The 23,854-nt window shown below is 70.1% G+C and carries 13 protein-coding genes; 1 reads left to right on the plus strand and 12 read right to left on the minus strand.

Features of this window, described 5'->3' with window-relative positions; translation table 11 throughout:
- Positions 1-2: 2 nt before the first annotated feature.
- The 3 genes from ACLII4_RS17060 to ACLII4_RS17070 are packed head-to-tail and all read right to left on the minus strand — an operon-like array spanning position 3 to position 10,458.
- On the minus strand, positions 3-4,103 hold the full coding sequence (locus ACLII4_RS17060; protein WP_412068598.1) for a sacsin N-terminal ATP-binding-like domain-containing protein: 4,101 nt from the start codon (positions 4,101-4,103) through the stop codon (positions 3-5).
- The gene (locus tag ACLII4_RS17065; protein WP_412068599.1) at positions 4,096-7,668 is read right to left on the minus strand and encodes a helicase-related protein; all 3,573 of its coding nucleotides are present in this window, start codon (positions 7,666-7,668) and stop codon (positions 4,096-4,098) included. Before ACLII4_RS17065 ends, ACLII4_RS17060 begins: the two co-directional genes overlap by 8 nt.
- Before the next feature lie 33 nt (positions 7,669-7,701).
- A complete protein-coding gene (locus tag ACLII4_RS17070) occupies positions 7,702-10,458 on the minus strand; it encodes a sacsin N-terminal ATP-binding-like domain-containing protein (RefSeq protein ID WP_412068600.1) in 2,757 nt (918 codons plus the stop codon).
- A gap of 222 nt (positions 10,459-10,680) precedes the next feature.
- Here ACLII4_RS17070 and ACLII4_RS17075 point away from each other — a divergent pair, with 222 nt between their 5' ends.
- Positions 10,681-11,232, plus strand: coding sequence for a hypothetical protein (locus ACLII4_RS17075; protein WP_412068601.1), 552 nt, complete (start codon positions 10,681-10,683; stop codon positions 11,230-11,232).
- A gap of 113 nt (positions 11,233-11,345) precedes the next feature.
- Here the strand turns inward: ACLII4_RS17075 and ACLII4_RS17080 are convergent, their stop codons facing one another.
- The 9 genes from ACLII4_RS17080 to ACLII4_RS17120 form a co-directional block, all read right to left on the minus strand.
- Positions 11,346-12,542: an McrC family protein gene (locus ACLII4_RS17080; protein WP_412068602.1), complete on the minus strand. Its 1,197-nt coding sequence runs from the start codon at positions 12,540-12,542 to the stop codon at positions 11,346-11,348.
- A 2-nt stretch (positions 12,543-12,544) separates the two neighbouring features.
- Positions 12,545-17,092, minus strand: a complete 4,548-nt coding sequence (locus tag ACLII4_RS17085) for an AAA family ATPase (protein ID WP_412068603.1) — start codon at positions 17,090-17,092, stop codon at positions 12,545-12,547.
- 102 nt (positions 17,093-17,194) lie between these two features.
- Positions 17,195-18,088 carry a CHAP domain-containing protein gene (locus ACLII4_RS17090; RefSeq protein ID WP_412068604.1) on the minus strand — a complete coding sequence of 298 codons (894 nt, stop codon included), beginning with the start codon at positions 18,086-18,088 and terminating at the stop codon, positions 17,195-17,197.
- Between the two features lie 24 nt (positions 18,089-18,112).
- On the minus strand, positions 18,113-18,388 hold the full coding sequence (locus tag ACLII4_RS17095; protein ID WP_412068605.1) for a hypothetical protein: 276 nt from the start codon (positions 18,386-18,388) through the stop codon (positions 18,113-18,115).
- A 115-nt stretch (positions 18,389-18,503) separates the two neighbouring features.
- Entirely contained in the window at positions 18,504-19,256 is a 753-nt protein-coding gene (locus ACLII4_RS17100) for a DUF6266 family protein (protein ID WP_412068606.1), read from the minus strand.
- Positions 19,257-19,340: 84 nt separating this feature from the next.
- Positions 19,341-19,613, minus strand: a complete 273-nt coding sequence (locus ACLII4_RS17105) for a hypothetical protein (protein ID WP_412068607.1) — start codon at positions 19,611-19,613, stop codon at positions 19,341-19,343.
- A 162-nt stretch (positions 19,614-19,775) separates the two neighbouring features.
- Positions 19,776-21,080 carry a tyrosine-type recombinase/integrase gene (locus ACLII4_RS17110; RefSeq protein WP_412068608.1) on the minus strand — a complete coding sequence of 435 codons (1,305 nt, stop codon included), beginning with the start codon at positions 21,078-21,080 and terminating at the stop codon, positions 19,776-19,778.
- A gap of 261 nt (positions 21,081-21,341) precedes the next feature.
- On the minus strand, positions 21,342-22,250 hold the full coding sequence (locus ACLII4_RS17115) for a universal stress protein (protein WP_412068609.1): 909 nt from the start codon (positions 22,248-22,250) through the stop codon (positions 21,342-21,344).
- A 177-nt stretch (positions 22,251-22,427) separates the two neighbouring features.
- Positions 22,428-23,843 (minus strand): hypothetical protein, encoded by a 1,416-nt coding sequence (locus ACLII4_RS17120; protein ID WP_412068610.1) that lies wholly within the window; start codon positions 23,841-23,843, stop codon positions 22,428-22,430.
- Between the last annotated feature and the right edge of the window lie 11 nt (positions 23,844-23,854).

Genomic DNA, 23,854 nt, shown 5'->3' on the forward strand with positions numbered 1-23,854 from the left:
AGTCAGGAATCGGACGCCACCAGACGGTAGCTCGCGGGATACAGGTTCACGGAGCCCTCGCTCTGAAGGCGCTCAAGATGACCCCAATCAAGGCAGCGGAGTCCTCCCGATTCCGACGGGATCAGCAGCGCCACCGTGCCGTCGGAGCGCCGGAGCAGGTCCCACACCTCGGCCGGGACCTCCACGCCCGTGGAGAGGGGCCTCCGGCTGACCCAGTAGCGCCCCTGCAGGTCGCCGTGCTCGTCGTAGGCCACCCACGGGAAAGGACTCCCCGCCATTCGCTGCACGCTCGCCCCGCCGGGGTGGTCGTAGCGCCGGCGGTCCTCGTCGTACGTGAATCCCTGAACCCGCCAGTACCCGAGCTCCGCTCCCGACGGGCCCGTCCGCCGTGACGTCTTTGGGACCAGTTCGGCCTCCTCGTCGTCTGCCGGATTCTCCTCGACAGCGTCGTCCGGCTCACCGCCCGCTGGCGACCCTTGGGAAGGTGGCCCAGTGCCGTCGGACGCTTCGGGATCCGCTGTCTCCCCTGGAGCCTCAGGGTCTGGCTCGCCCGGGCCCAGGCCGTCGAGCGTGAAGTGCGCGTCGAAGTACGCCGCGATCCAGGCCGGGTCGCGCCCCGCGCAGTCATCGACGGCCCGCGCGAGGGCCGGCTCGTCGATCGGCGCCGAGAGTGCGCCGACAAGGGCCGCATAGACCCGAGGCCCCTCGTCGGTCGCGACGAGCTGCTTGCCCACCCACAGCACCTCGTACGCGCGCGATGGCCCGACGGGCTGGCCGTCCAACACGGGCCGCGCGTCGATCGCCGTCGCGCGCTGCCACCGAGTCCGCGCCATGCGCGCGCCGGCCTCACGCCGCCGCGCGACCTCCTCCGGATCCATCTCCGCGACCGGGCGCGCACCGGCCAGTCCACGCCCGAGTGCCTCCAGCCACGGCGTCACCTGCGCGCTCCCGACCCTCGCCACGTCCTGCAGCGAGTACGTCAGCACCACTTCCAGAAGAGGCCGCCGGCGGAACGGATCGCGAGCACGCACCGCCGGCGGAAGCATCGTGACGTCAGCCACCTCCCGCCGGACGCCGGGGAACACCGCCTCCATCACGTCTGGCTGTGCGCTCGCGTACTGGAACGCGTCCGTCGCGCGCCAGACGCCATCGGCACCGAGCCACGCCCCGACCTCGGCCCACACGCGGTCCGGGTAGCGCGAAAGCACGGCGCGGACCGTCGCGCCATCGCGCACGGCCTCCCCGTCCGGCAACGACCGGAGCCAGTCCAGGAACGAGTCCGCGGTCGGCTCCACCGGCACGCCGAGGCGGTCCCACAGGCGGAGCCCCGCAAGCGAGTCGGAGAGGACCGCGAGGCCTGGCAGGGCGTCGTCGTTCCGCTGGTGGACGCCCTTCGATGTCCGCCACCCCCCCGCTGCATCGCGGATCAGCGGCTCCTTCGAGAATGCCTCGCGGGCCGAGGCGACCACGCCTTCGGCCACGTGCCGCATGGAGCGGTCGAGCGCCTCGTACAGCGCGCGCACCGCAGGCTCCGGTACCTCCGTCCCCGACAGCGCCCGCACCCGGTCGATCAGCCGGTCCAGGCTGTCTGGCACGTCCCGCACGCCGAGAAGCACGAGCAGCGGCCCCGCCACTTCCGTGTCGAACGCCTCGGCCAGGAACGGCTCGACGCCGACCAGATGGGCCGTCTTGGCGTTCATCCGATACAGCTCCGCGGGCAGCCGGAGCCGCCCTGCCGTGTCGGGCAGGCACGGCGTCATGCGCAGCCGGCGGACCCACGCTGCCACGAGGTCGCCGTGTTCAACCGAATACGAGTATTGATTGCCCTCCTGCCTGAGCATGGCTGCCGTCCGCTTCTCCCAGTTGGCATCCCAGTCGTCGCAGATGCCGCGGACCACCACCGGCCACACCCCGTCGTCATCCCGCGCCTGCTCGGCCCAGCCCTCCCACAGCGTCTTGTCGAAGTCAAAGTCGGCCAGCACAAAATCGCGGCTCTTGAGGCGGTAGCTGTCCGGCTTCCGGCCGCCCCGCTGCACCATTACACGCTCTGCCTGGCTCTTCCCGTACACGTTCGTCGCCACCTCCTGCGGGAGCACGAACCGGCGAAGCCGACTCCTCGGGCTCAGCGACCACCGCTGCCACACGGCATGCTCCCGCGCCCCCCCGTTCGTCCCATACCGTGCCGACACGAGGTGCCGCTGGGCCCAATCGAGGGGGAAGTAGCGCAGCGCCTGCTCGGCGTCCACGAGGAGCCCGTCCTCCGCCCGTCGCCACGCCCCATCGTCGCAGAGGAATCGAAGCTCCGGTGGGGATTCCAGGTCCGCCTTCGCGGCGATCCACCCGACGCGCAACCCGTCGGCGACCTCCACCTCCTCGCCGAACACGGCGCTGGCCACGGCCACCAGTGCTTCGTGGAGCCCGCCCCGCTGGTCGAGGCCGACGCGGCGGTATAGCTCGGCCGCGTCGGCCTCGGCGCCCGCGAGAGGCACGTCGGGGTCGAGCATGCGGGCCGTCCACGACGGGTCGACCACCGCCACGCGGCCCCCGATAAACGCCCAATCCTCCGCGGACAGCCGGTCGGCCGCCGCACCGGCCACCACCGCCGCGTCGGCGGTCGACAGCCACTCGCGGCCGACGGCGGGCACGATCGCCAGCGCCCCCTTCGGCACGAGGCGGTGACGCTGCTGTCCCAAAAGCCGCCCCACGAACGCCCACAGCACGGCAAGTGCCGCGTCGCTCATGGGCTGGGGAGGGGCCGGGACCGCGCGGAGACGATCCAGAAAGGCCTCGGGCAGGAATCGACCGAGGTACTTCCAACTCGCCAGCCGAGCCCGCGCGCCTCGGGGCACATTCGGGGCCACGACCGCCGTCTGCCCGGCTCCGAACAGGTCGAGGACGACCTCCTCAGGCCACACGTCCAGCAGGTCAGGAGGGATGTCGAGAACCGCACGCGGCTTCGCGAGCGTGCCTTTGCTGGTGAGCACGAGGGGGTTCCCGCGGAGTGCCTCCCGCTGTCCCTGCCGGACCGTCTCCGCCACATCGTACGCCAGTGATCGCACCGGCTCCAACGGGACCTCGGAGAGCAGGGCCGTGTACCCTTCGGCACGCTCGCCCGTGAGGAGTTCGCCGTTCCCCACCCATCCGAGCATCGCTTGCGCCGCCAGCGCCCCGACTCGCCGGAGCAGCCACCGGTTCGTCGGTGAGCCCGTGGGGTCCTTGATCCCCGTCCGGGCAGGGTCCTGGAGGAACGGGGCATTGCACGCGAAGGGGAGATCCACCCGCACCTCCGTCGGCAGGACCACGTACAGCCGTGGGTCCGGCGCCCCCACCACCAGCTCCACCCGACACGGGGGCAGGTCGAAGTCGGGATCCCCGCGCTCCGCGCGGACCTCCTCCAAGGCATCGGCTGGGAAGGCCACCTCCTCCGAGGCGATCCGGAGCACCCGTTGCTCAGACTCTCCCGTCAGCGCCACCCACGACGACCCCGGAATGGGTCCCGGCCCTGCCTCGTCCCGTGCGATGCACACCCCCTGGAGCTCCAGCCGGCGGAGGTTCTGGAAAAACAGGATCGGCAGCGGATCCGCCGCCCACCGGGCCAACTCCTCGTTCAGCCACGCCTCCACATCGTCCCCCTCCACAGGGATCCGTACCCGCGTGGCGCCTCCCACCCCGGCCCGCTGCCCATCCCAGACGGGCTCCGTGAACCGACGCTTGTCGAACGTCACACGCAGCGTGGGCGTCGTGAGCTCCACCAACGGCCCTACGCTGAACGTCGACTTGAACCCGATCCCGCGGAACCCGATCGTGTGGAGGTGCCGCTTGTTCGAGAACCCGAACCGACACAGCGACTGGAAGGCGTCTTCGTCGAAGTCGGCCCCGTCGTGCTCGAAGATGAACGCTCCGTCGCGTACCTCGGCCCGTGCCCAACTCGCCCCAGCGTCGTCGGCGTTCTGGAGCAGTTCCGAGATGACGTGCCTGGGGCTCTGAACCTGGCGAAACAACTGGTGCCAGGGGGCGGCCAGGTCCGGGTCCGCCTCCAGTTGCTCCCAGCGCCGGTGCGCGCCGAGGCGGACGCGCTCGAAGTAGCCGGGCGGCTCAAGCATCAGCAGCACCGGAGTCGTGGAGGGGATTCGTCCCGAGCGCCCACACGTCGCCCCACTTCAACCGCACATCCACCTCGGCGAACGACGGCTCCCGGAACGGCGGCCGGCGAACGTAGCGCACCTCGGGCTCGGCGCCGTCCATCATCGCCTCCGCCGTCGGCACCTCCACCAGCGCGAAGATCCAACGCTCGGGCTCGTTCAGCGCCGTCAGCACCTCGTTCCGCGTGACGGTCACCGTGTCGCCCCCAACGATCCGCCCCTTCACCTCGAGGTGCCGGGCCTCGCCGTCGGGCCGGCGGCTCTCCATGTCGTACCCGCGCTTCTCCAGCCCCACGTCCTTGGGCGTGTTGCCGAGTGCGCGCTCCGCCGCCATCACGGCATCGACGGCCACACGCTCAACCCGCTCCGTCTGCTTCGGCCCATAGTCCACCGGCCGCTCGCCCGTCTGCTCCGCCTTGACAGGCATGGCCCGAGCCCGGACAAGCCCGCCGGGAAGCACCAGCGCACCGCCCAGCACGGCCGGGGTCCGCGCCGCAACGTGCTTCTGCCGCGCCAGGTCGTCCAGCCGGGCCTTCAACCGGCTCTCCAGGTCGTCGGCCCGCCTGCGCGCCTTCTGCGAGTTCATCTTCGCCGCCGGCTTTCCCGCCGCCTCCTTCGCCTGGAGCTCCTGGGCACGGTGGTCCCAGTGGATGATCTCTTTCGTCAGCCGCTCGCGCACCGCCTTCTCCGCCTTCGCCACCTGCGGCGCGCGCACCGAGCGCACCGAGCGGACGTGCTGAGGCACCAGGTGTTCGATCGCGTACCTGATGGCCGCCCCGTCGAGATCGGCCGACCGCGCGGTCTCCATCACGTCGGCCACAGCCTCACGCTCCTCGTCGGTCAGTGGCCGGTAATCGAGGTACGGCGCCGGCCCGGCGTCCCGGGCGTCCCCGAGGACCCCCGTCTCGGGAATCTCGATCTCGACGAACTGGAACCGCCGCGAGGCCAGGCGCTCGGCGTCCCCCCCCTCCGTCACCCCGTGCTCCAGGTACACCAACGCCCGCGGCGTCGTCCCATCGTCGCTCTCGTCCACCAGCACCGCGCCCTGCTTCATGAGTGGCCGGTACCGCTCCAGAACCAGGTCGACCACGGCGTCGAGAAGCGGGTGCCCCGGCGCGACCAGCGTCGCCTTCGGGCGGCCGTCGACCACCACGTGCGCCTTCTCGAAGCACACGCGCTCGTAGCGCGGCGTCACGTGGTCCCGCACAGCCAGCTCCCGCGCCCGCTGGCGAACCGGCGCAGGAACGTGGGTCAGCTCGTAGCGGCCGGGCTCGCGCTCGTGGCACGTCCCGCCCAACCGAGCAAACGCCTCTCGGAAAAACGTCCCGATGTAGTGGGGCTGGAGCCGGCGCGCCTGCGCCCGCTCCATCTCTTCCTTCACCGCGAACACCTGCTCCGGCGAGAGCACGTCGCGCGCCAGCGCCTGCTCCTCCATCAGCGCCTTCAGCCGGTCGTGGTCCAGCGCGCCCTCCACCTTCTGCTTCAGCCGCGCCCGCACCTCCGGGTCGTTGTTGTGGCGCACCGCCTCCATCATCAGCCGCTTCAGCTCCTGCCCCGGGATCGCCTTCCCCAGCACGTCGAACACCTGACCGCCAAGAGACTTCGTCTCCTGCTCGAGCTTCTTGAGCAGCGTCTGGTACACATCGCCCTCCCGCGTCTCGTCCGCCAGAAGGTTCCAGCAGTAGCACACCTCGGTCTGCCCGATCCGGTGGATCCGCCCGAACCGCTGCTCCAGCCGGTTAGGGTTCCACGGCAGGTCGTAGTTGATCATCAGGTGCGCACGCTGGAGGTTGACGCCCTCGCCCGCCGCGTCCGTCGCTACCAGCACCGACACCTCGGGGTCCTCGCGGAACGCCTCTTGGACCGCCCGGCGATCGTCTCGTCGCACGCCACCGTGAATGGTCACCACGGCCTCGTGCCGTCCCAGCGTCCGCCGGATCTGCCGGAGCAGATACTCCAGCGTGTCCCGGTGCTCGGTGAAGATGAGCAGCTTCCGCCGACGCCGACCGGTCGGCGTCTCGATAAACATCGACTCGGACTGAAGCAGCTTCGAGAGCGCTGTCCACTTCGCGTCCCCGTTCCGCTGGCGGACGTCGGCCGCGAGAACCTCCAACGTCTGCAGCGTCTGGATCTCCTTCTCCAGCTCCTCAACGGTCTGCGCCGCCGTCGCCTGGTCCACGAGTGCGTCCTCTGTCTCGTCGAGGTCGTCGGCGAGCCCCTCCTCCAGCAGCTCGATCTCGTCCTCGTTCAGGTCGCCCACGCCCTCGCCCCAGCTCAGCACGCGGTGCGTCAACTGCGCCTCCTTCAGGTTCGCCTCCAGCCGCTCGCGCCTCCGCTTCAGCGACTGGTAAATCGCCTCCGGCGACGACGCCAGCCGACGCTGCAGGATCGTGAGCGCGAAGCCCACCGTTCCGCGCCGCTTTCCCTCCAAGAGCGCGTCGGCCCGGTTGAACTCCTCGCGCACGTACGCCGTGACAGCTTCGTATAGCTGGGCCTCCTCTGGCGACAGCGTGAACGAGACCGTTTCGGCGCGCCGCTCCGGGAAGAGGGGCGTCCCCTCGAACGTCACGAGCTGCTCCTTCACCATCCGCCGCATGAGGTCGCTGGCGTCCGTCTGATGCACGCTCTCGCGATACCGTCCCTCAAACCGGTCGGCATCTAGGAGCGACAGGAACAGCTGGAAGTCCTGCTCTTTCCCGTTGTGCGGCGTGGCTGTCAGCAAGAGGAAATTCCGCGTCAGCCCGGAGAGCTGGCGGCCGAGGTGGAATCGCTGCGTGTACTTCGCCTCTTTGCCGAAGTAGGTCGCACTCATCTTGTGGGCCTCGTCCACCACGATGAGGTCCCAGTCCGTCTGATCAAGCTGCGCCCTTAGGTCCTCCCCCCGGGCCAGCTGGTCCACTCGAGCGATGAGCAGGTCGCGCTCGATAAAGATGTTGCCCGACCGCGCCGTCTCGGCCACGCCCCGCGTCAGGATGTCGAACGGGAGCCCGAACTTCTCGTACAGCTCGTCCTGCCACTGCTCCACGAGCGAGCCTGGGCACACGATCAGGCACCGTTGCAGGTCGCCCCGGATGACGAGCTCCTTGATTAGGAGCCCCGTCATGATCGTCTTGCCTGCACCCGGGTCGTCGGCCAGAAGGAACCGGAGCGGCAGCCGCGGCAGCATCTCCTCGTAGACGGCCGTTATCTGGTGGGGCAGCGGGTCAACCAGCGACGTCGAGACAGCGACGTACGGGTCGAACAGGTGGGCCCAGTGGATCCGCTGCGCCTCGCTCACGAGCCGGAGTAGCGCCCCGTCCGCGTCGAGCGACCACGGCGCCCCGGCCGTCGCAATGGCCAGTCGCGCCTCGTCGTCCCGATACAAGACCTGGTCGCTCACGCGGCCGCGCCCGTCGCGGTAGACCACGTTGAGCGCGTTCGTGCCGTACCACGTCACGGCCTCGACCGTCACCGGGTCCTCTCCCGCCAGCCCACCCACGGACGCCCCCGGCGTCAGGTCCTCGAGTCGTGTCGCTGTGGCTTCCATTGTTGAGTGCAGATGCATGAGTCCTAACCGCGGCTAAGCTACAGGCACCTGGTTGACGCCCATCCGGTCGCGCAGCTCTTGGAGCACGCCGCCCAGCGTCAGCCGCTGGACGCCCCGGCGAGGGTCCTCTGTCCACAGCTCGGCCTCCGGGTCCGCCAGCGCCGCGAGCTCCTCACGGTGATAGAAGATCACCCGGCCACCGTCCGACGGTCGCACCACGAGCAGCAGCGGTCGCCCATGCGTCCGGTCCCGCCGACGCACGCCCAGCACGACGGTCGGCCGGCGCGGGCATGGCGTCCAGTCGGTCAGGTCGTACAGCTCCGGCTTGTCCTTGAGCGTGGCATACACAGCGGCCCGCGCCCGCTCAGCCTTCTGCAGGAACAGGAGGTACCGGTCCGCCTCCGACCGGTGGTGGAACAGGTCCGGCCGCGCCTCCACGAACGCCCGGAACGCGTCGACGCTCGTCATCTCGACATCCGCGAACTGCTGGAGCTCGTCCACGAACGCCACCATCGCCTGGTCCTCGGCGCTCAGGCCGCGCCGGTCCGAATCCACCAGTTCCTTCAGCTCACCCAGGAGCGCCGGTAGCGCGTCGAAGCCCACTCCCTCCGCCTCCAGCCACGTCTGCAGCTGCTGGTACCGGCTCGCATCGGACATCGCGGCCTCCACCTCGGCGCGGAGCGCCTCTTGCTGGCGCCGCAACGCCTCCGTCTGCTCGCGCAACGTCGCGTTCTCGGCCTCGAGCTTCGGCACCCGGTCCATCAGCTCGATCACGTCCTCCGGCGGCACGAGCAACGCGCGGTGCTCGTAGAGCCACATCCCGAACAGGTCTCGGGCCTCCGCCTCGTGCTCCTTCATCCAGAGGTACAGCGAGCGGAAGGCCCGGCGCGTCGCGTCTGACCGCGTCCCCTTCACGCGCTCCTTGACGGCCTCCTCGATGGTCTGGGCCAACGCTTTCGGCGTCTTCGTTCCCTTCACGAACCGCTCCTCTAGGTAGACCGCCGAGTCTAGCAGTTCCGCGCGGACGTCGTACTCCAGGTCACCAGCGATGTCCTTCAGCGTCTCGTCGAGCTCGCCGTCGAGGTAGAGGTCCGCGCTCGAGCAGAAGGCCCCGAGTTGATTCGGCAGCATCGGCGCCGACACTGGCTGGCTCTTCCACGAGTACCGCCCCGCCGCATCGGCAATCTGCACGCGGCCCTGGTGCGTCCGGAGCAGACCGGCCAGGTCGTGCTCCACGAGGAACCCAGCGAGATCGCCGAGCCACCGGACGGCCTCTTCCCGACTCAGCGCCAGCCGGTCCGCCAACTCATTGACGCTCCCGATCTCCGAGACCATCATCGTCAGCCGCGTCGCCGTCAGCTGCGCGCAGTCCCCCCACGCGATCGCCCCCCACGCCTCGACGTGCTCCTCCTTCGGCAGCGCCTTCCGGCGCCTGCCGTCCGCCGAGGCGAACCGCCAGATCCCTTCTCGCACCGCCGTGTCCGCGTGGGACGGTAGCCACACCGTCGGTGTCTTGTCGGGGCCGCCCAGCGGTTTCCGCAGGGGCAGAACCGACCCCTCCGCGGTCTCCACGACTGGGGCCGTGAGCAGCGCGTCGCGGGCCGGCTCCAGCACGGCCGAACGGTACCAGGCGGCCGACTGTGTAGGCATGCCCGGAGGCACCCCGAAGCCTGCGAGGTGATAGCGGTCCTGCCAGCCCTCGGCATCGGCCACCGCTAGGAGGCGGCCAAGCAGTCCCGACACTTCAGCGAGGGCCGTCCGGTTGACGGCCACCTCGACATCAGACTCGTCCTCCACGTACACGCCGCTCCGGGCCTCGTCGGGATAGAACCACGGGCTGTTTACAGCAAACGGGAGGGGGAACGACTCCGACCCGAGCAGCGGGAAGTCGCAGAACAGTCGGGGCACCTCATCGCCGAGCCCCAGCACTCGCACCTCCCCTTCGGACGCGTCGAGGCGCACCGCAGCCGCCGACTTCTCGCCCCGTGCCACGACGAACCAATGGCTGCCCTCGCCCGAGGGACCGCGCGACACTACGTGCACCCGCTCCACGCCCTCAGCGATCGGGCCACGCCCTTCGCGCCGGTACGTCACCCCCTGCACGGTCACCTCGCCAACCTCCTCCGTGAAGGCGAGCATGAGGGGAACCGATCGATGCAGGTCCTCTAGCCCCTGGCGAGCTACGTCGATGCCCCGCGCGTCCAGCGGGTACGCGAACGACGTGTTGTACTCATTGGGATCGACGGCCTCGGCCCGCGGCAGCGATGCGAACCGATCGCGGACGGAGAGCGCCCGCTTCACGGCGGCCGTCAACTCCTCGAGCGTCGCCCCGCTCCGGTCGAGCTCCACGGAGAACCGTGCGGGCGGCGCCCCCGGGGCTTCTAGAATGCCCTCCACCTCCACGGCCGGCGAGAGGAGGTGCGTCGTCAGGAAACCGGTCCCATACCGCCCTGTCGTCGTCGGCTCAGCCTCGCCCGTCGGCCGCTCCTTCGACGATGTCTGGACGATCAAATAGAACAGCTGGTCCGGCTGGAACGGTCGACCGCTGTGCCTCGCCACCAGACGGGGAGCCTCCCCCTCCTCCAGCTGAAACGAGACGCGGACCGGGCACCCATCGTGGGCCACGTCCTTGGCGTTTTGGATCAGCTCCCAGCCCCAACGACGAGCGTTCTCCTCCCGGCGGGTCTGCCGAACCTCCCGGAGCTTGTCCTGGACTTTCGTGCCGATGATCTTAAAGAAGGCGCCGTCATGGGCGTTGTCGAACAAGTGGCCGAGGTCCATTTCAGGCATCTTGGGAGGTGAGCGGAATGCCAGTCTATCGGCCACTCCCGTGCCAACCCTCGACGCCCAGTCGGCCGGCCGCATCTAAACGCTCGTCCGGCGGCCTCAATGCCTGGAATGAGCCATCTCGCCGCACGGTCATGCCGACCTTTGCCCGGACAACGCGCCAACCCTCCCAGAAGGATATTTCGCCCTGCCCGAACTCGCCTTCGCCGAAACCTGCTAGCGATCATGATGAAGTCCGCCCCTCACTTCTTGCAGCGCTACTCGGCAGCGCTCTCGTCTGCAGCCATCCTCGTCGCTGTCCTCGTCGCCGCCGCGGTTGGCGTTCGAGACTGGGCGGGCATCGCCTCACTCGCGGGCGTCGCGCTCTCTCTCGTCTACTTCTATCAGTCTCAGCGCCTCGAGCAGACCCGCCTGCTCAAAGAGCTCGTCACCGACTTTAACGCGCGGTACGACAAACTCAACGACGCCTTGAACTACATCGCTGACGAGGCTGAGATCGCAGGGGCATACGACGACCGCCCCATCGAGGCGTACCTAGACGACTACTTCAACCTCTGTGCGGAGGAGTACCTGTTCTTCAAGCGAGGCTACATCCCCGCCGAGGTCTGGACCTCGTGGAAGAACGGGATGGCTCACTTCTGCCGAACGAGTCCCGCGATCGCGAAGCGCTGGGGAGACGAGCTGCACTCGGGCTCCTACTACGGGTTCGACCTCTCCCTCTTAGACGCGTCCGTACCCGGTTCTGTGAGCGCCAGTGGTCGCCACAAACTGGCGTAAAGCTCTCGATCCGGAAGGTGCTCCGCTGGCAAGATCCGCCTCTGACGCTGCCATTTCCTGTCCCGCTCCTGTTCTCAGCGCCTACGAAGAGCGCCCGGCCTGGACCCTGCCCCTCACACTCCCGCTGCCTCGACCTCGAGGAGCGCGCGGACCGCCTGGTCGCCCGCCGCGTCCAGTCCCGAGGCGAGATCGAAGACGAGGCTCCGGACCCGGATGCCTCCCACGTCCGCCACCAGCGGCTTTTCGGGGGCGCGAGGGTAGAGGAGAACCGCGTCCCGGCACCCGAGCGCCGTCGCGTAGGCCACCACCTGCGCGATGTCGGCCGCCGAGGCCGCCTGCACCCCTTTGTACTTCGTATCGACCACGCAGAGGGGGACGTCGGGGTCGCCCGCACGGTCGTAGACCACCAAGTCCACATCGAAGTGGTTCGTGTCGCCCACGGCGTACCGAACGTGCGGCGCCACCCGGTGTGTGGCCTTGAGACGCTCGCGGAGCCACTCCGCCACGAACCCCTCGAACAGCGCAGCCATGTCCACGAGGAACGGGAGCAGGCGCCGTTCGCCCGTCCCTTGGCCCAGCCCCACGTTCTCAATGAACAGTCGCGAGAGCGCGTGGAGCACGGCGTAGTCCTCCGTCAGCCGGCTGTACGTCCGCCCGACGCACGCCTCCGCCCGGTACGGCCGCACCTGCACGGCCCCCTCCATCCGGCGGTACGCCTGCCGCACCACGCGGAGTCCGTTCGGCCGGCACACGCCGCTCCGTGCGACCACGTGGAGCGCCCACGCCACGATCCCGTTGTCGTCGACGTCCGCCGTGTGTTCCTCGTAGTGGCACGTTGGGTTCACCGCCCAATGACGCCGCGCCAGCTGCCCCATATCGAGCCGCCCGCGGACCACCGGAAGCCGCTCATGCCGGCCGACGTAGGCCCGGTGGAGCCCCCGCCGTGCCCGGTGAAGCGTCCGTCGAGCGAGGATCCGTGCCAGCCGGTCCATGGCGTCGTCCAGCGTCTCGAACGGCGCCTCGCCCTCCAGGAGCCGGAAGCCCCGGAGCCCGTATGCATACTCGAGCATCGCGAACACGCTCCGCACCGGCACCTTGGGTCGCAGCGCGAGGTGAAGCCCCTCGTCCACCGGCAGATAGCCAACCCACCCCAGCGACCTCAGCTCCCACTGGCCGTCCGTCTGCGGCGAGGGGTACGTCACCCCCACCTTCGTCCCGTGCTCTCGCCACAGCCAGTGGGCGGCCTCCATCGAGAGGGCCAACGCCGGGAGCCGAACCGACTCGTATTCGGGGAGGTCGATGACATCCACCGCTACGAGGCCTCCTCAGGAGAGAGGGATCGCTCGACCTCCGGCCAAAGGAACGGCTCGACCGTCTCCGGACGGTCGAAGAAGTATTCCTCGAGGTACGGCTCGATCTCCATCCGCCACACGTCTTCGATCCGCTCGCCGAGCGCCTCGTCCAGGAAGTACGAGATGCCGACGGCGTAGTGCGCGTCGCCGATCTGCTCGTTCAGCGCCTTCAGGACTCCCACCAGCGCCCCCACAGGGAAGCCCGTCCTGCGCGTCCGGTGGTACCGCGTGAGGACGTCGAAGTCCGGCCACAGCCGCACGAACGCGAACCGCCGACGGAGCGCGTGGTCCACCAACGCGATCGACCGATCTGCCGTGTTCATCGTCCCCAAGATCCGGACGTTCGCCGGGATCGAGAACGGCTGGCCTGAGGCGAGCGTGACCTCCCGGTCCCGGTACTCCAACAGATACATCAGCTCCCCGAACACCCGAGACAGGTTGGCCCGGTTGATCTCGTCGACCACCAGCACGCACCGCCCCTCGCGGGTCTCCGCCTCGGCGCAGAACTGGAGCAGCCGCCCCGGCTCCAACGGATACTGGAGCTGGCCGTCCTCCGTCCGCGGTCGGATGCCCTCGACGAAGTCCTCGTAGCCGTACGCCGGGTGGAACTGGACCGTCTCCACGAACCCGTCGGTCCCGCCCACCAAGTGGCGGGCGAGCCGCTCGGCGAGGTACGTCTTCCCGGTACCGGGCGGCCCGTAGAACACGGCCTGCCCCTTCCGCTCGATCGCCCGCACCCACCGCGCCAGCTGCACCTCGGCGATCCCGGTCTCCTCGGCGCAGGTCGCCAGCGAGTACTCCGGCGCGAACTGCCCACGCGCCGAGGTCGGGCCCACGATCTCCTGGAAGTCCGCCTGGGGAATCGACAGTAGCGTCTGACGCCAGTGCCCGAACCGCACCTTTTTCGGCGTGGTGTCATCCCAGTGCACCGGCAGTCGGTGCGCGTGCCGCTCCCCGTCGGCGAAATAGTAGGGGCCGATCACCGTCCCGACGCCCAGTACCTCCGTCGTGCCTCGGTTCGCCACGATCCGGTCGCCCACTCGGATCTCCGTCGCGAACCGCCATACCTGGTTGGTCGCCCGCGTCGTCCACCCGAACCGCTCCTCGGCGTCCGCCTGGCGGCGTCGGAACTCGGCCTCGGCCACGCCCGAGAGATCGCCGAGGTCCTCCCAGCCGATCCCGATGAAGCCACCCTCGCGCGACTCCTCCCACTGCCACGCCCCATCCCCAGGCGACACCTTCCAGGCACGCGCATCGGCTTGGTCCATGTCGTCGGGAGGTGTGGGGAGGTCCAGGCCGTCCCGGAAGAGAGCGTCCCGGGCGGCGTCATCGAACACAGCGGCCTCGATCTGTGGCTGGTGATGGCGGGCATACGGGCTCCCTCTCCACCCAGCGAACCGGTCCCCGATCTCGGCCATCGAGGCGGCGATCGCATCTTCAATGGCGGGGGGCATCGGGCGGGCGTCCTTGACCGAGAACAAGAACAGCGACTGCTCGGGGCGGCCGTCAGCCTCGGCAAAGGACTCGCCCACCGTCTCGCCGACGTCGAGCGCCTGCCCGTCCTCGGACCGCAACGTCACCCCCAGTTGTGTGGCCCCGCGGGAACGGCCTCGATAGTCGAGGACCAACCACGGCCCAAAGTTGAGTCGGAGGACCGTACCCCCGTGTGTGCCAGGGAGCGTGATGACGACCCGGGGGTCACCGGGCTCCTCCACGCCGAGATGGCCGAGCGACTCGCGGAGCAGGTCGAAGGTCCACTCCGCTTCATCTGCCGACGCGAACACGGCATCCAGCGGCGCGGCCAAGGGTACGGAGTCGTCCTCCGGCGGCCCCTCCGTCACCAGCCAGTGGCCCATCATGTCGAGGACGTCGGCCTCCGCGTCGGCGTCCAGGTCCGCCTCGGCGATCCACTCCTCTGCCACCCCGACCAAGGTCCGCGCAGCGGCGTTCGTCTCCGGGTACGAGCTTAACCGGGTGTCGAAGGCCCCACCAGTCAGCCGGTTCACCAGCCGGGCGGCCTTCGAGTTGATCACGGAGTACGCCTCGGGACGGAGCGCGCTCAGAATCGGCGACAGCATTCCGGCCTGAAGGCCCTTCCCGTGCGACGACGCCTCGAAGGTGTAAACAGCATCAGCCAGCGAGCCGGGTTCGTCCGCACTCGTCCGGACGAACCTCAGGAGGGCCTCCGTCACGGCCGGCCAGTCCTCCGGGGCGACCCAGCCGGCTCCCTCGAACCACATCCGCACGTCCTTCGTCACGGCCTCCGCCGGGTGGATCCACGCCCCCCGCTCCCGGTTGCCGCTCGTGTTCTTGTGCGGCAGGAAGGCGAGGAGAACCTCATCGGTCACGTCGTCCCCCGCGTCCGCCCTCTCGCAGATCGCTGCGTACCCCCTCCGGGCCTCCACTCGCGCGGCCGCGTAGTGCTCGAGGTGCAGCGCGCCGCGATCCTCCCCAGCATACTCCTCGACGAACCGGTCAAACAAGCGGCGGAAGGCGGTCCGATCCACCTCGTACTCGATCGTGGGCTCTGCTACCTGGGATCGCTCGACCGCCACCAGCTGCTTCCACCCGCGGCCCTTGTCGTACCTGGACACGACGTAGAACGCGATGTGGACGTGCATCAAGTCCTCAAACGGGACGCCGTGGTCCTCCCGGAGGCGCTCGAGGACCGCTTCGTAGAGCCTCGTCGCATGGGCCACTCGCTCGGCCGGCTGGGCCGGGCCCACCGCCTCACCGACGAGGGCACGCGCCGCGACCTTGTAGACGGACGGCTTGCAGAAGGCGTACCGGGTCGGCTGACTCGTCGCAAGGAGGTAGCTCGCGACCGTCGCGTTCATCTCCATCGTCGCGCCGTCCTCGCGCTCACGCCGGTGGGCCCACTCGGTGAAGCGACCGACCCGCGCCGCGAGATCGTCGGTGCCGTAGAGGAGATCGAGGACATGGTCCCGGATGTCGTCCGGGTCCGTCGACTCGTGAACGAGCAGCGTCTTGGCGTACATCAGCTCGTACGCCGAGAGCAGGTTGACGTGGGCCTTGATCGCGCCGAGCACGGCACCCACAGGGTCGGCCTCGATCGACTCCCGAGAGAGGAGCCTCATCGTCGTCGGCAGCACCTTGTGATGGTGGTACCCCTCGCCGCCGCCCTCCGCGAGTAAGTCCCCGTCCAAGACCACGGGGCCGATCACCTCCTTGACCATGCGTGTGAGAACGCCGGCGTCGACCTCGATGTCGCCGCCGCCGGCCGGCTCAGCGGGCCACCACGCCTCCAGAGCCGCTCGCACCTGCGCGCGAGCTTCCGCGTGCTGAAGCGCCGCCCAGTAGGGAGCCCCGAGTCGAGCGTGGGTCACAGCTCGAGTCAGCTTTGAGCGCGACGGTGGGTCGAGGGCCGCCACGGCCTCGCCAGAGGGGGACGAGTACCCCAGGAGCCAGAACGGCTTCCGGCTCAGGTAGAAGTACCCATAGGCGGCCTGCACCGAGGTGGCCTCAACACCCCGCGCACCGAGGAATGCCAGGAAGCGTGGCTCCAACCAGTCGAACGGGACCCGATTCTCTGTCAGGTCGCCAGCTTCGATCGCATCCAAGACGCAGGCAATGACCGCCGGCTGGTACGGCTTGGGGGCCCCCTCGCTCCGGTCAACTCGCAAGGCGTCCAGGTGGGCGATGAGGAGGTCAGCAGCGTCCTCTGGAGTCACGAGAACCGCCACGTCTCCCGACGGGCTCAGCGCAAGCTCCGGGCCTTGGAAGTAGGCGTTCCGGACCGCAGCCGTCGCGTCGAGCTGGACGGCCGGGAACCGCCCGCCGTTCTGCATCACAGTTCGGACCGCGCGGGCGTATCCGCTCGCCGTCACCCGCGCCGGCTCCGAGGCCGAAAGCCGAGTCACATCCGCGCCCTGCTCGTCCACACCCGCGACGGTGTACAGCGCCCCTTGAACCGAGCTTGAGAAGACCACACCGTCCTCGGCATACGCGCTCATCTCCCGGAGGAACCCCTCGCCGTCCGTCCGCTGGGCGTCTACCCACCCCGTCCAAAGCGCATCCAGCCGCTGTGATACCCCGTCGTCCAGCCCGATCCCCGAGGTCTGGGTCCCCCAGTGCACGTCCCCCAGTTCAGGCCCTTCCAGCACGGACGGGAGAAGGAGGACATCCTCGCCAGGATCGAGCAGCGCATCGAACGCGACCTCCACATAGTTGGCCGTCCCGCCCTTCTCCTCGTCCCAGTGCGGCTCCTCAAACGTTGCCCGCACCACCCGTCCCGACCCGACGATGCCCCGTCCTTGGCTCCCCTGGCGGTAGAGGTACACCCGCGCCCCCTCCTCGATGCTCTTGGTGTTTCCAGTGCTCCACCGCCGCACCACCTCGTGCCCGGTGCGGAGCTGCTCGGCGAGATGCGGGAGCTCGGCCCACGCCCATCGCTCTGGATTCCACGTCAAGAGGTAGGCGGCCGCGGCCGCTCGCGAGTCTGTCGAACGCTCGGCGCTGTCGGAGGTGGGCGAGGGGGCGTTGGGCACGGTCTAGCGATGTAGAAACGGGCAGCAAGGTAGCCGCCCATCTCCGAAACGACTCCTCTGCGGATTCCCCGCTCTTCGCAGTGAAACGGGCCTGTTCTCTGTTCACTGCCAGTGAGAGGCATCGACCGGCGTGAAGCTGACGATCCGGAAGTAGCTCCCCGGCGTGATCCGCCGCTGGCGCCGCCACACGCCGTCCCCATCCCGCTGGCTTCCCCCCTGGCCCGACGACGTGTTGCCCTCGACCGTCTCACCGCTCGCGCCGTCCCACGCCAACGCGAACCCCGCGTGCCCGAACGGCCCGTTCCCCCGACGCCAGATCACGACGGCTCCGGGTGGCACCTCCTTCACGCCCCGGAGCGCCTCGCTCGCCCGGATGCTCCTCGACGTGATGAACCGGGCCGCGAGCCCCGACCGAATCACGCGTCGCCGTCCGTCTAGCGGCGCCCGGACGCCCGCCGCGTCGAGCACGTAGGAGACGTACGCCGCGCACCACGGCTGCCCCGGCCCGAGCCCCACCGACGCCAGAAACCGCTCGACCCGCGGCCCACGGTTGTTGCCACCCCGCTCGACCGTCCCCACATACGCGAGCGCTGTGTCGAGATGGGCCGGCCTCGCCCGGACGACCTCGCCCGCCTCGGGCGCCTCACCGAGGCGGGCCGGCTCGCACGTGCATGCGCACCGACACTGCGCGTCGCCGGCCGTCTCGGTCGGCTGAGCCGTGGCCACCGTGGCCGCGAGCAGCACCGCCAGCGCCAGGAGCGCGAGCGCGTACGCGACGTTTCCTGCCTTCAACTCGGCGACGGTGTCGACCTCGTCGAGCACGTACCGGTCGAACGCCCAGAACAGCCCGACGGCCAGCGCCGCCTTCAGCAGCCCGGCCGCGAAGCCGGACAGCTCGACGGGCGAGACCACGCCGGCCCCGCCGTCGGTGAACGTCGCGTAGACGGCCGTCCCCGTCGCGAGCAAGAGCGCCGTCAAGAACTTCTCGGCCTTCATGGGTCTGCGGGATGCGGAGCGCGCCTACCGGTCGAGGCGCGACTCCAGGTGGTCGGCCCGGCGCTCGAGGTGCTCGATCCGCCGCTCGTGGCTGGCCTGGCCTACCTGCACGCCGCCCAGCGACTCAGCCAGCCGCTCCAGCCGCGCCGTGTTCACGGCGATGTCCTGGGCCACGTCGTCGAGCGTCCGGTTCGCGCTCCACCCGAACAGCGCGACCAGCATCGCCACGGCGAGCTGGAGCGCGTTCCGCGCGAGCCACCCCTCGACGAGGAGGCTCGGGGACGGGTCGTGGTCGGTCATCGGTCCGGTCGGCGGGTGACCTGCTCCGGCCCCGCTCCCAGTTCGCTCCTGACCAACTCCCATCACGGAGCCTCGGAGCGAGCGGGACGGGGCCGGCCGTCAGGTCAGCCAAGCGCTAGACGAGCGCGCCCGGGTCGTCCGGGTTCGGGCCCGCGTCGGCGCCGCCGGTCTGGAACGCCGCCCGCTTCTCGGCGCCCGTCACGACGACGTCGGCCATCGCGTCGGGGTCGTAGCGGATCGAGCCATGGAAGGCGAGCGTCGGGTCGCCGCCGGCCACCGGCCGGTACGGCACGACGTGGACCGTGTACTTGGCCCGGTCAGCGAACGGGACGCCGAGCGCCGCCTGGCCGGCGGCCCGCGTCAGCCCGGTCACGACGTTGACGGCCGCGCCGTCCGGGCTCGCCACGACGACGGCGACCGCGTCGTCGGCCTGGCCGCCCGCCACGTCCCACGTCACATCCGTGCCGCCGACGTCGTCGTCGTCGAGCGCGAGGGGCTCGGCCGGGGCGAGGCCTCCACGCGTGAGCAGCATCTGGGCGGGGTCGAACGTGCCCGCCGGCGCGCCGGCCACGTCGTCCGAGCGCATGACGCGGACGTTGGCGCGGACGAACTCGTTGAACGCGGTCGTCGCGCTCCGGCCCGACCCCTCGTACTGGCGCCAGTACGGCCGGATGAACGCGCCCATCAAGGACGAGCCGGCCCGGGTGAGCTGGGCGAACAGGTCGCGCTGGGTGGTCTGCGCGGCGGTCTGGGGGTTGGCGGGCGTGACGCGGGCGCGGATGACGTCCTTGCCGCGCCACTTGGTCATGACGACGGTGCCGACGGCGTTGCGGCCGCCGCCCAAGATGCCTCGATCGAGGATGGCCATGGGTCTGTCCGGGGTGTCTGGGGGGAGCGCTCAACCTCGATGATCCGCCCCCGCGCGTCCAGGTCGTCCCCTCGACCCGACCTCTCAACCGGCCCCGCCCTTCCGGTACACGACGGCCCGAACTCGCTCCTCGCTGAGGAAGTACGGCCGCCCCTCGTCGTCCTCGTGCGGCCCCCGCAGCGCATCAACGGCGTCCTCCACGCTCGCCCCGTCCGCCCGCAGCGCCGCGAACTGCGCCCGCAACCTCGCGTCGCGAAGCGCGAGCCGGAGCGCTTTCGCCACACGGGCGTCGTCGAGCGCCTCCACCAGTTCGGAGGACGCCGCGATCGCGAGGTCGGGGTCGGGGTCGAGAGACATGGCCCCATCCTCGCTCCCAAGGCGGTCCATTTCAACTGTGGATCGCACCCGGGTCGTGGCCAGCCCCCAAACGCTACCGATCCGCAGCCCGCTACGCTACCGTTCTGCAAGCTCAGTGAGACGAGCGAGAACAGCCGAGAGCCGCTGCGGATGGCCTCCGCTCTACTCGCCCCCGCCTCCGAACGCGTTTCGGTAGGCGTCGTCGAGGAGGTCCCGGCTGAACCCCTGGAGGTACCGCTCCGTCGTCGTCACCGACGCGTGCCGAAGCACCTCCTTGATCCCGTGCGCCCCGATCCCCGACTCCAGAAGGTGCGCCGCCAGCGAGTGCCGCGCCAGATGCGTCGTCACCCGCTCGGGGTGGGCGATCTCGGCCCGCTTCGCGAGCGTCTTCAGCACCTTGTTGGCGTACGCGTTCCGGCCGCTCACCGCGCTCCGCCTCTTCGCCGGCGTCGAGAGGTCCTTCCCGTCAAGGAACGGGAAGACGAACCCGCCAGCCTCCACCGCCTCGGGCCGGCGCTCGCCGTACCGCTCCACGATCGACCGCGCCTCGGGCACGAGCGGAATCGACGTCGGCTTCCCCGTCTTCTCCGCCCGGTAGCTCAGCTTCACCGGCGTCCCCTCCGCGTCGCGGACCACGTCGGTCCACCGCAAGAGGCACGTGTCCCCGAACCGCATGCCGCCAGCGTAGAACGCGAGCGCAAACCCGTCCCGGGCCGCCTCCATCAGCGTCCCCGACTCGCACCGCGCCGACGCGATGGCGGCCACCTCCTCGGCCGTCAGCCGACCCTTCTCCACGCGCTCGGTCCGGAGCAGCGGATCGCCGTGGAGCTTGTCGAACGGGTCCCGGAAGCTCTCCGGCACATGCCCGTCGCGGATCGCCGCGCGGATGGCCGTCCGCGTCGTCGTCAGCTGCTTGCGGACGTAGTTCTGCTTCCGCCCTTCCCCGTGCGGCTCAGGCGCCCGCATCGAGTGGCCCCAGGTCCGGAGAAAGGCCGGCGAGAGGTCGGCGTACGCTAGCCGCCCCTTCGAGTACGCGGTCAGCCGCTTGCACGTCGTGTTGTACGCCTTGTACGTCGACGGCTGGCCCCGCGCGGCGAACCCGTCCACCCACCGGCGGAAGAATGTCAGGAAGTGCTCCTCGGGCTCCGGCTCGATCGGCGCCGGCGCCAGCCACTCGCGGACGTCGCCGGCCAGCGCCTTCGCCGTCACATAATCCCGCGCCGCCGACCGGTTCACCGAGGCCGACCGCCCCGCCGCCACGGCACCGGCGATGAGGTCGTTGATCCGCGACGCCTCGCGCTCGCTCTTCCGCACCCGCCCCTTCGCCTCGTTCCAGTCCTTCGGCTTGATCCGGACGCCGAGCGAGACGTAGGCCACATCTTGCCCCGAGATCACGCGGACGGTGACGGGCGCGAGCCCTTTCTTGTTGGTCTTGTCCGCCCGGAGGACGGGGATGAACGTGGCCACGGACGCCGGTGCAAGGGGGTTATGGAGACGCGTCCCCACCGCCAAGGGGGTAAAGGTCTAGGGTAAGGTTTCCGGCCCGCTCCGCCTACGCCTCGCTCCCACTTGTTGTCCACAATCGGGCCGTACGCCCTACCAGAGGGCCTTTGCGTCTTGGAGCCGACCCCGGACCAGCCCGCGTAGTGGTTCCGGCATCTCCACAACCCAGTGACCGGCCGATCCTTCGGGGTCGGCCGATTTCTGTTTGTCCGGGCGGGTGGCCGACTACGCGCCGTCTCCGCTCGGCTCCTGGGCGCTGGGGACCACTAGCACTGGGCACCCGGCCTCTCGGACGACGCCCTCAGCCACGCTCCCGAGCCGGAGCCGGCCCCACCCGTGCCGCCCGTGCGTCCCGACGACGAGCAGGCCGGCGCGGTCGCGAGCGGCAAGCGCCGTGAGCGCCTCGGCGGGGGGCCCGGGGACGACATGCCGCTCGGCGTCCTCGGCTCCAGCCTCGGCGGCAAAAGCGGCCAGAGCCGCATGGGCCGCCTCTCGGGAGAGCCGCTCTGGAGCGGGCGCCAGCGGGCGGCGATGGGTCCCGCTCGCGACCAGCCGATCGGGGGCCGCGTCGCGGACGGTGGCCAGCGCTAGCGGGGCATGATAGATGGCCGCGAACGCCCGGCCGAACGCCACGACGTGCGACGACGGATCGGCGAGGTCCACCCCGATGAGGACGGGCGCCTCGGGCCCGAGCTCGGCGTGGGCACCCTGGCCCGCGACGACGAGGACGGGCACGCCCGAGTCGCGGACGACTTCGGCGGCCACGCTCCCCGCCAGCAGCCGCTCCAGCCCACGCCGACCGCGCGTCCCGACCACCACCACGTCCGCCCCAACCTCCTCGGCCGTGCGACGAATCCCGTCGGCGGGCGTCTGGCCATGCGCGCGGTGGACGACCGGGGCCAGCACCTCGAAGGCGTGCTCTGCTCCGAGCGCGGCGTCGACGGAGGCCACGGTCTGCGCGCTCTGCGGCGCCCCGTCGTCCTCGATGCTCTTGGCTCCCCGGAATAGGGGGTTGACGTGGATAAGGTGGAGCGTGGCCGAGACCCGCTCGGCGAGGTCGGCGGCCACGACAAGCGCGCCGCGGGCGTGGGCGGAGCCGTCGAAGGCGCACAGGACGGTCTGGATCGGAGGCATCGGGAGACAGGAACGGGAGGAGAGCGCTAGCTACCCGAACCCGCCAGGCAGCTGCGACGGGCACGGTCAATGCACCGCGCGGGCGCTCCCCGGTGGACGCTGCCGGGCGCCGCCCTACGACGCGAGCGGGGGCCGGCTCGCGAAGAACCGGCCCCCGGGGCATTCGACGATGCTGAGCTAGAACGCCAGCGTGCCCTCGACCATGAACCCGTCGAAGCCGCCACCGCTCAAGATGTCAGTCGCCGGGAAGTCGTTGTACTGCTGGTCGACGTAGGCCACCTTGAGGAGCAGGTTCCGGGTCGGGAACCAGCCCGCCGCCACCTCCACCCGGTCGATGGAGACGTCCGCACCGGCCGTCGTGATGGCCCCGTTTACGCGCGGGCCGGCTAGTTCGCCGGAGACACGGTTGTAGCGGGCGCCGAGGTAGGCCTGCTCGCGCGGCAGGAAGCGGTACACGGCGTCGGCCGCGATCTGCGTCCAGGCGCGGTCGATGGACTCGGCCTCGCCGCCGCCGTAGCCGCTCGTCACCTCATAGGTCCCGAACAGCTCCAGCCCGCGGACCTTGGCGAACGGGTTGACCATGACGCTGGTCACGGACTCGGTGAACCCAGGGTTGATGCGGCCCGTCGTGAACGCCGAGCTGGTCGAGGTGCCGGGGGGCGTCATCACGGAGTAAAAGCGCGAGCCGGAGCGGTCGCCGCCATAGAGCGTGTTGCGGCCCGCGTTGCGGGTGCCGTATGCCGAGCCCATCAGCCGCAAGCGGACGTCCTCGGTCACCTGGCGATCGATGCCGAGCTTGCCGTAGAGCGAGTACGAGCGCTCGTCGGGATCGGTGACGGTCCCCTTGATCTCGCCGCCCGTGATGCCGGCCATGGCGAGGGCGCCGCCGGAGCGGGCGTACACCTCGCCGCCGATCTCGGTCGCGAACGCGTCCATGATGTTGTTGCCGATGAACGGGTTGTAGAACGCGTTGCCGTTGTCGGTCCGGCGGAGGTGCGCGTCGCCGTAGTTGATCTCGAAGTGGCCGACCTTGACGGTCACGACCTCAAAGAGGTCGTCGACCAGCGAACTGCCAAGCCACGGTGCGCCGTCGACTTGGAGGTAGCCGCCCTTCACCCACGTCTCGGCGTGGTGGCGCGACGAGAGGTAGGTCTCGAGGTTCACCTGGACGCCGTCCGCGAGCAGGGCGTTCACGTTCAGGTTGGCGGTCGCGAGGTTGAACCCGCCGCCGATGTCCTCGAGCGCGTTCTGGTCCACGCCGTCGACCATGTTGGGCGTGTTGCTGTGGCTGAGGGCCTGGTACTGCTGGGCGAAGGCGCCGCCGATGCGGAGCTGCGGCGTGTTGCCGACCAAGCGCGACGCGGTCTTCGGTGCCTCGAAGACGTTGAGGCCGCGGAAGTCCGGCGGGCGCTGGTTGGGGTACTGGACGAGCGCGTTGTCGGCCGCGTCGTCGGTCGGGGTCTCAGCGGTCGCCGTGACGGCAGGCGCGGAGTCGGCGGGAGCGGACGACGTGTTGGCGGCGATCTGAGCCGCCACCGGGAACGCCAGCGAGGCGAGCGCGGCCACGGCGAGGGTGCGAAGGGTGCGGGTCATGGCAATCGGGG

The sequence above is a fragment of the Rubrivirga aquatilis genome, assembly GCF_046845665.1.
GTDB lineage: Bacteria > Bacteroidota > Rhodothermia > Rhodothermales > Rubricoccaceae > Rubrivirga.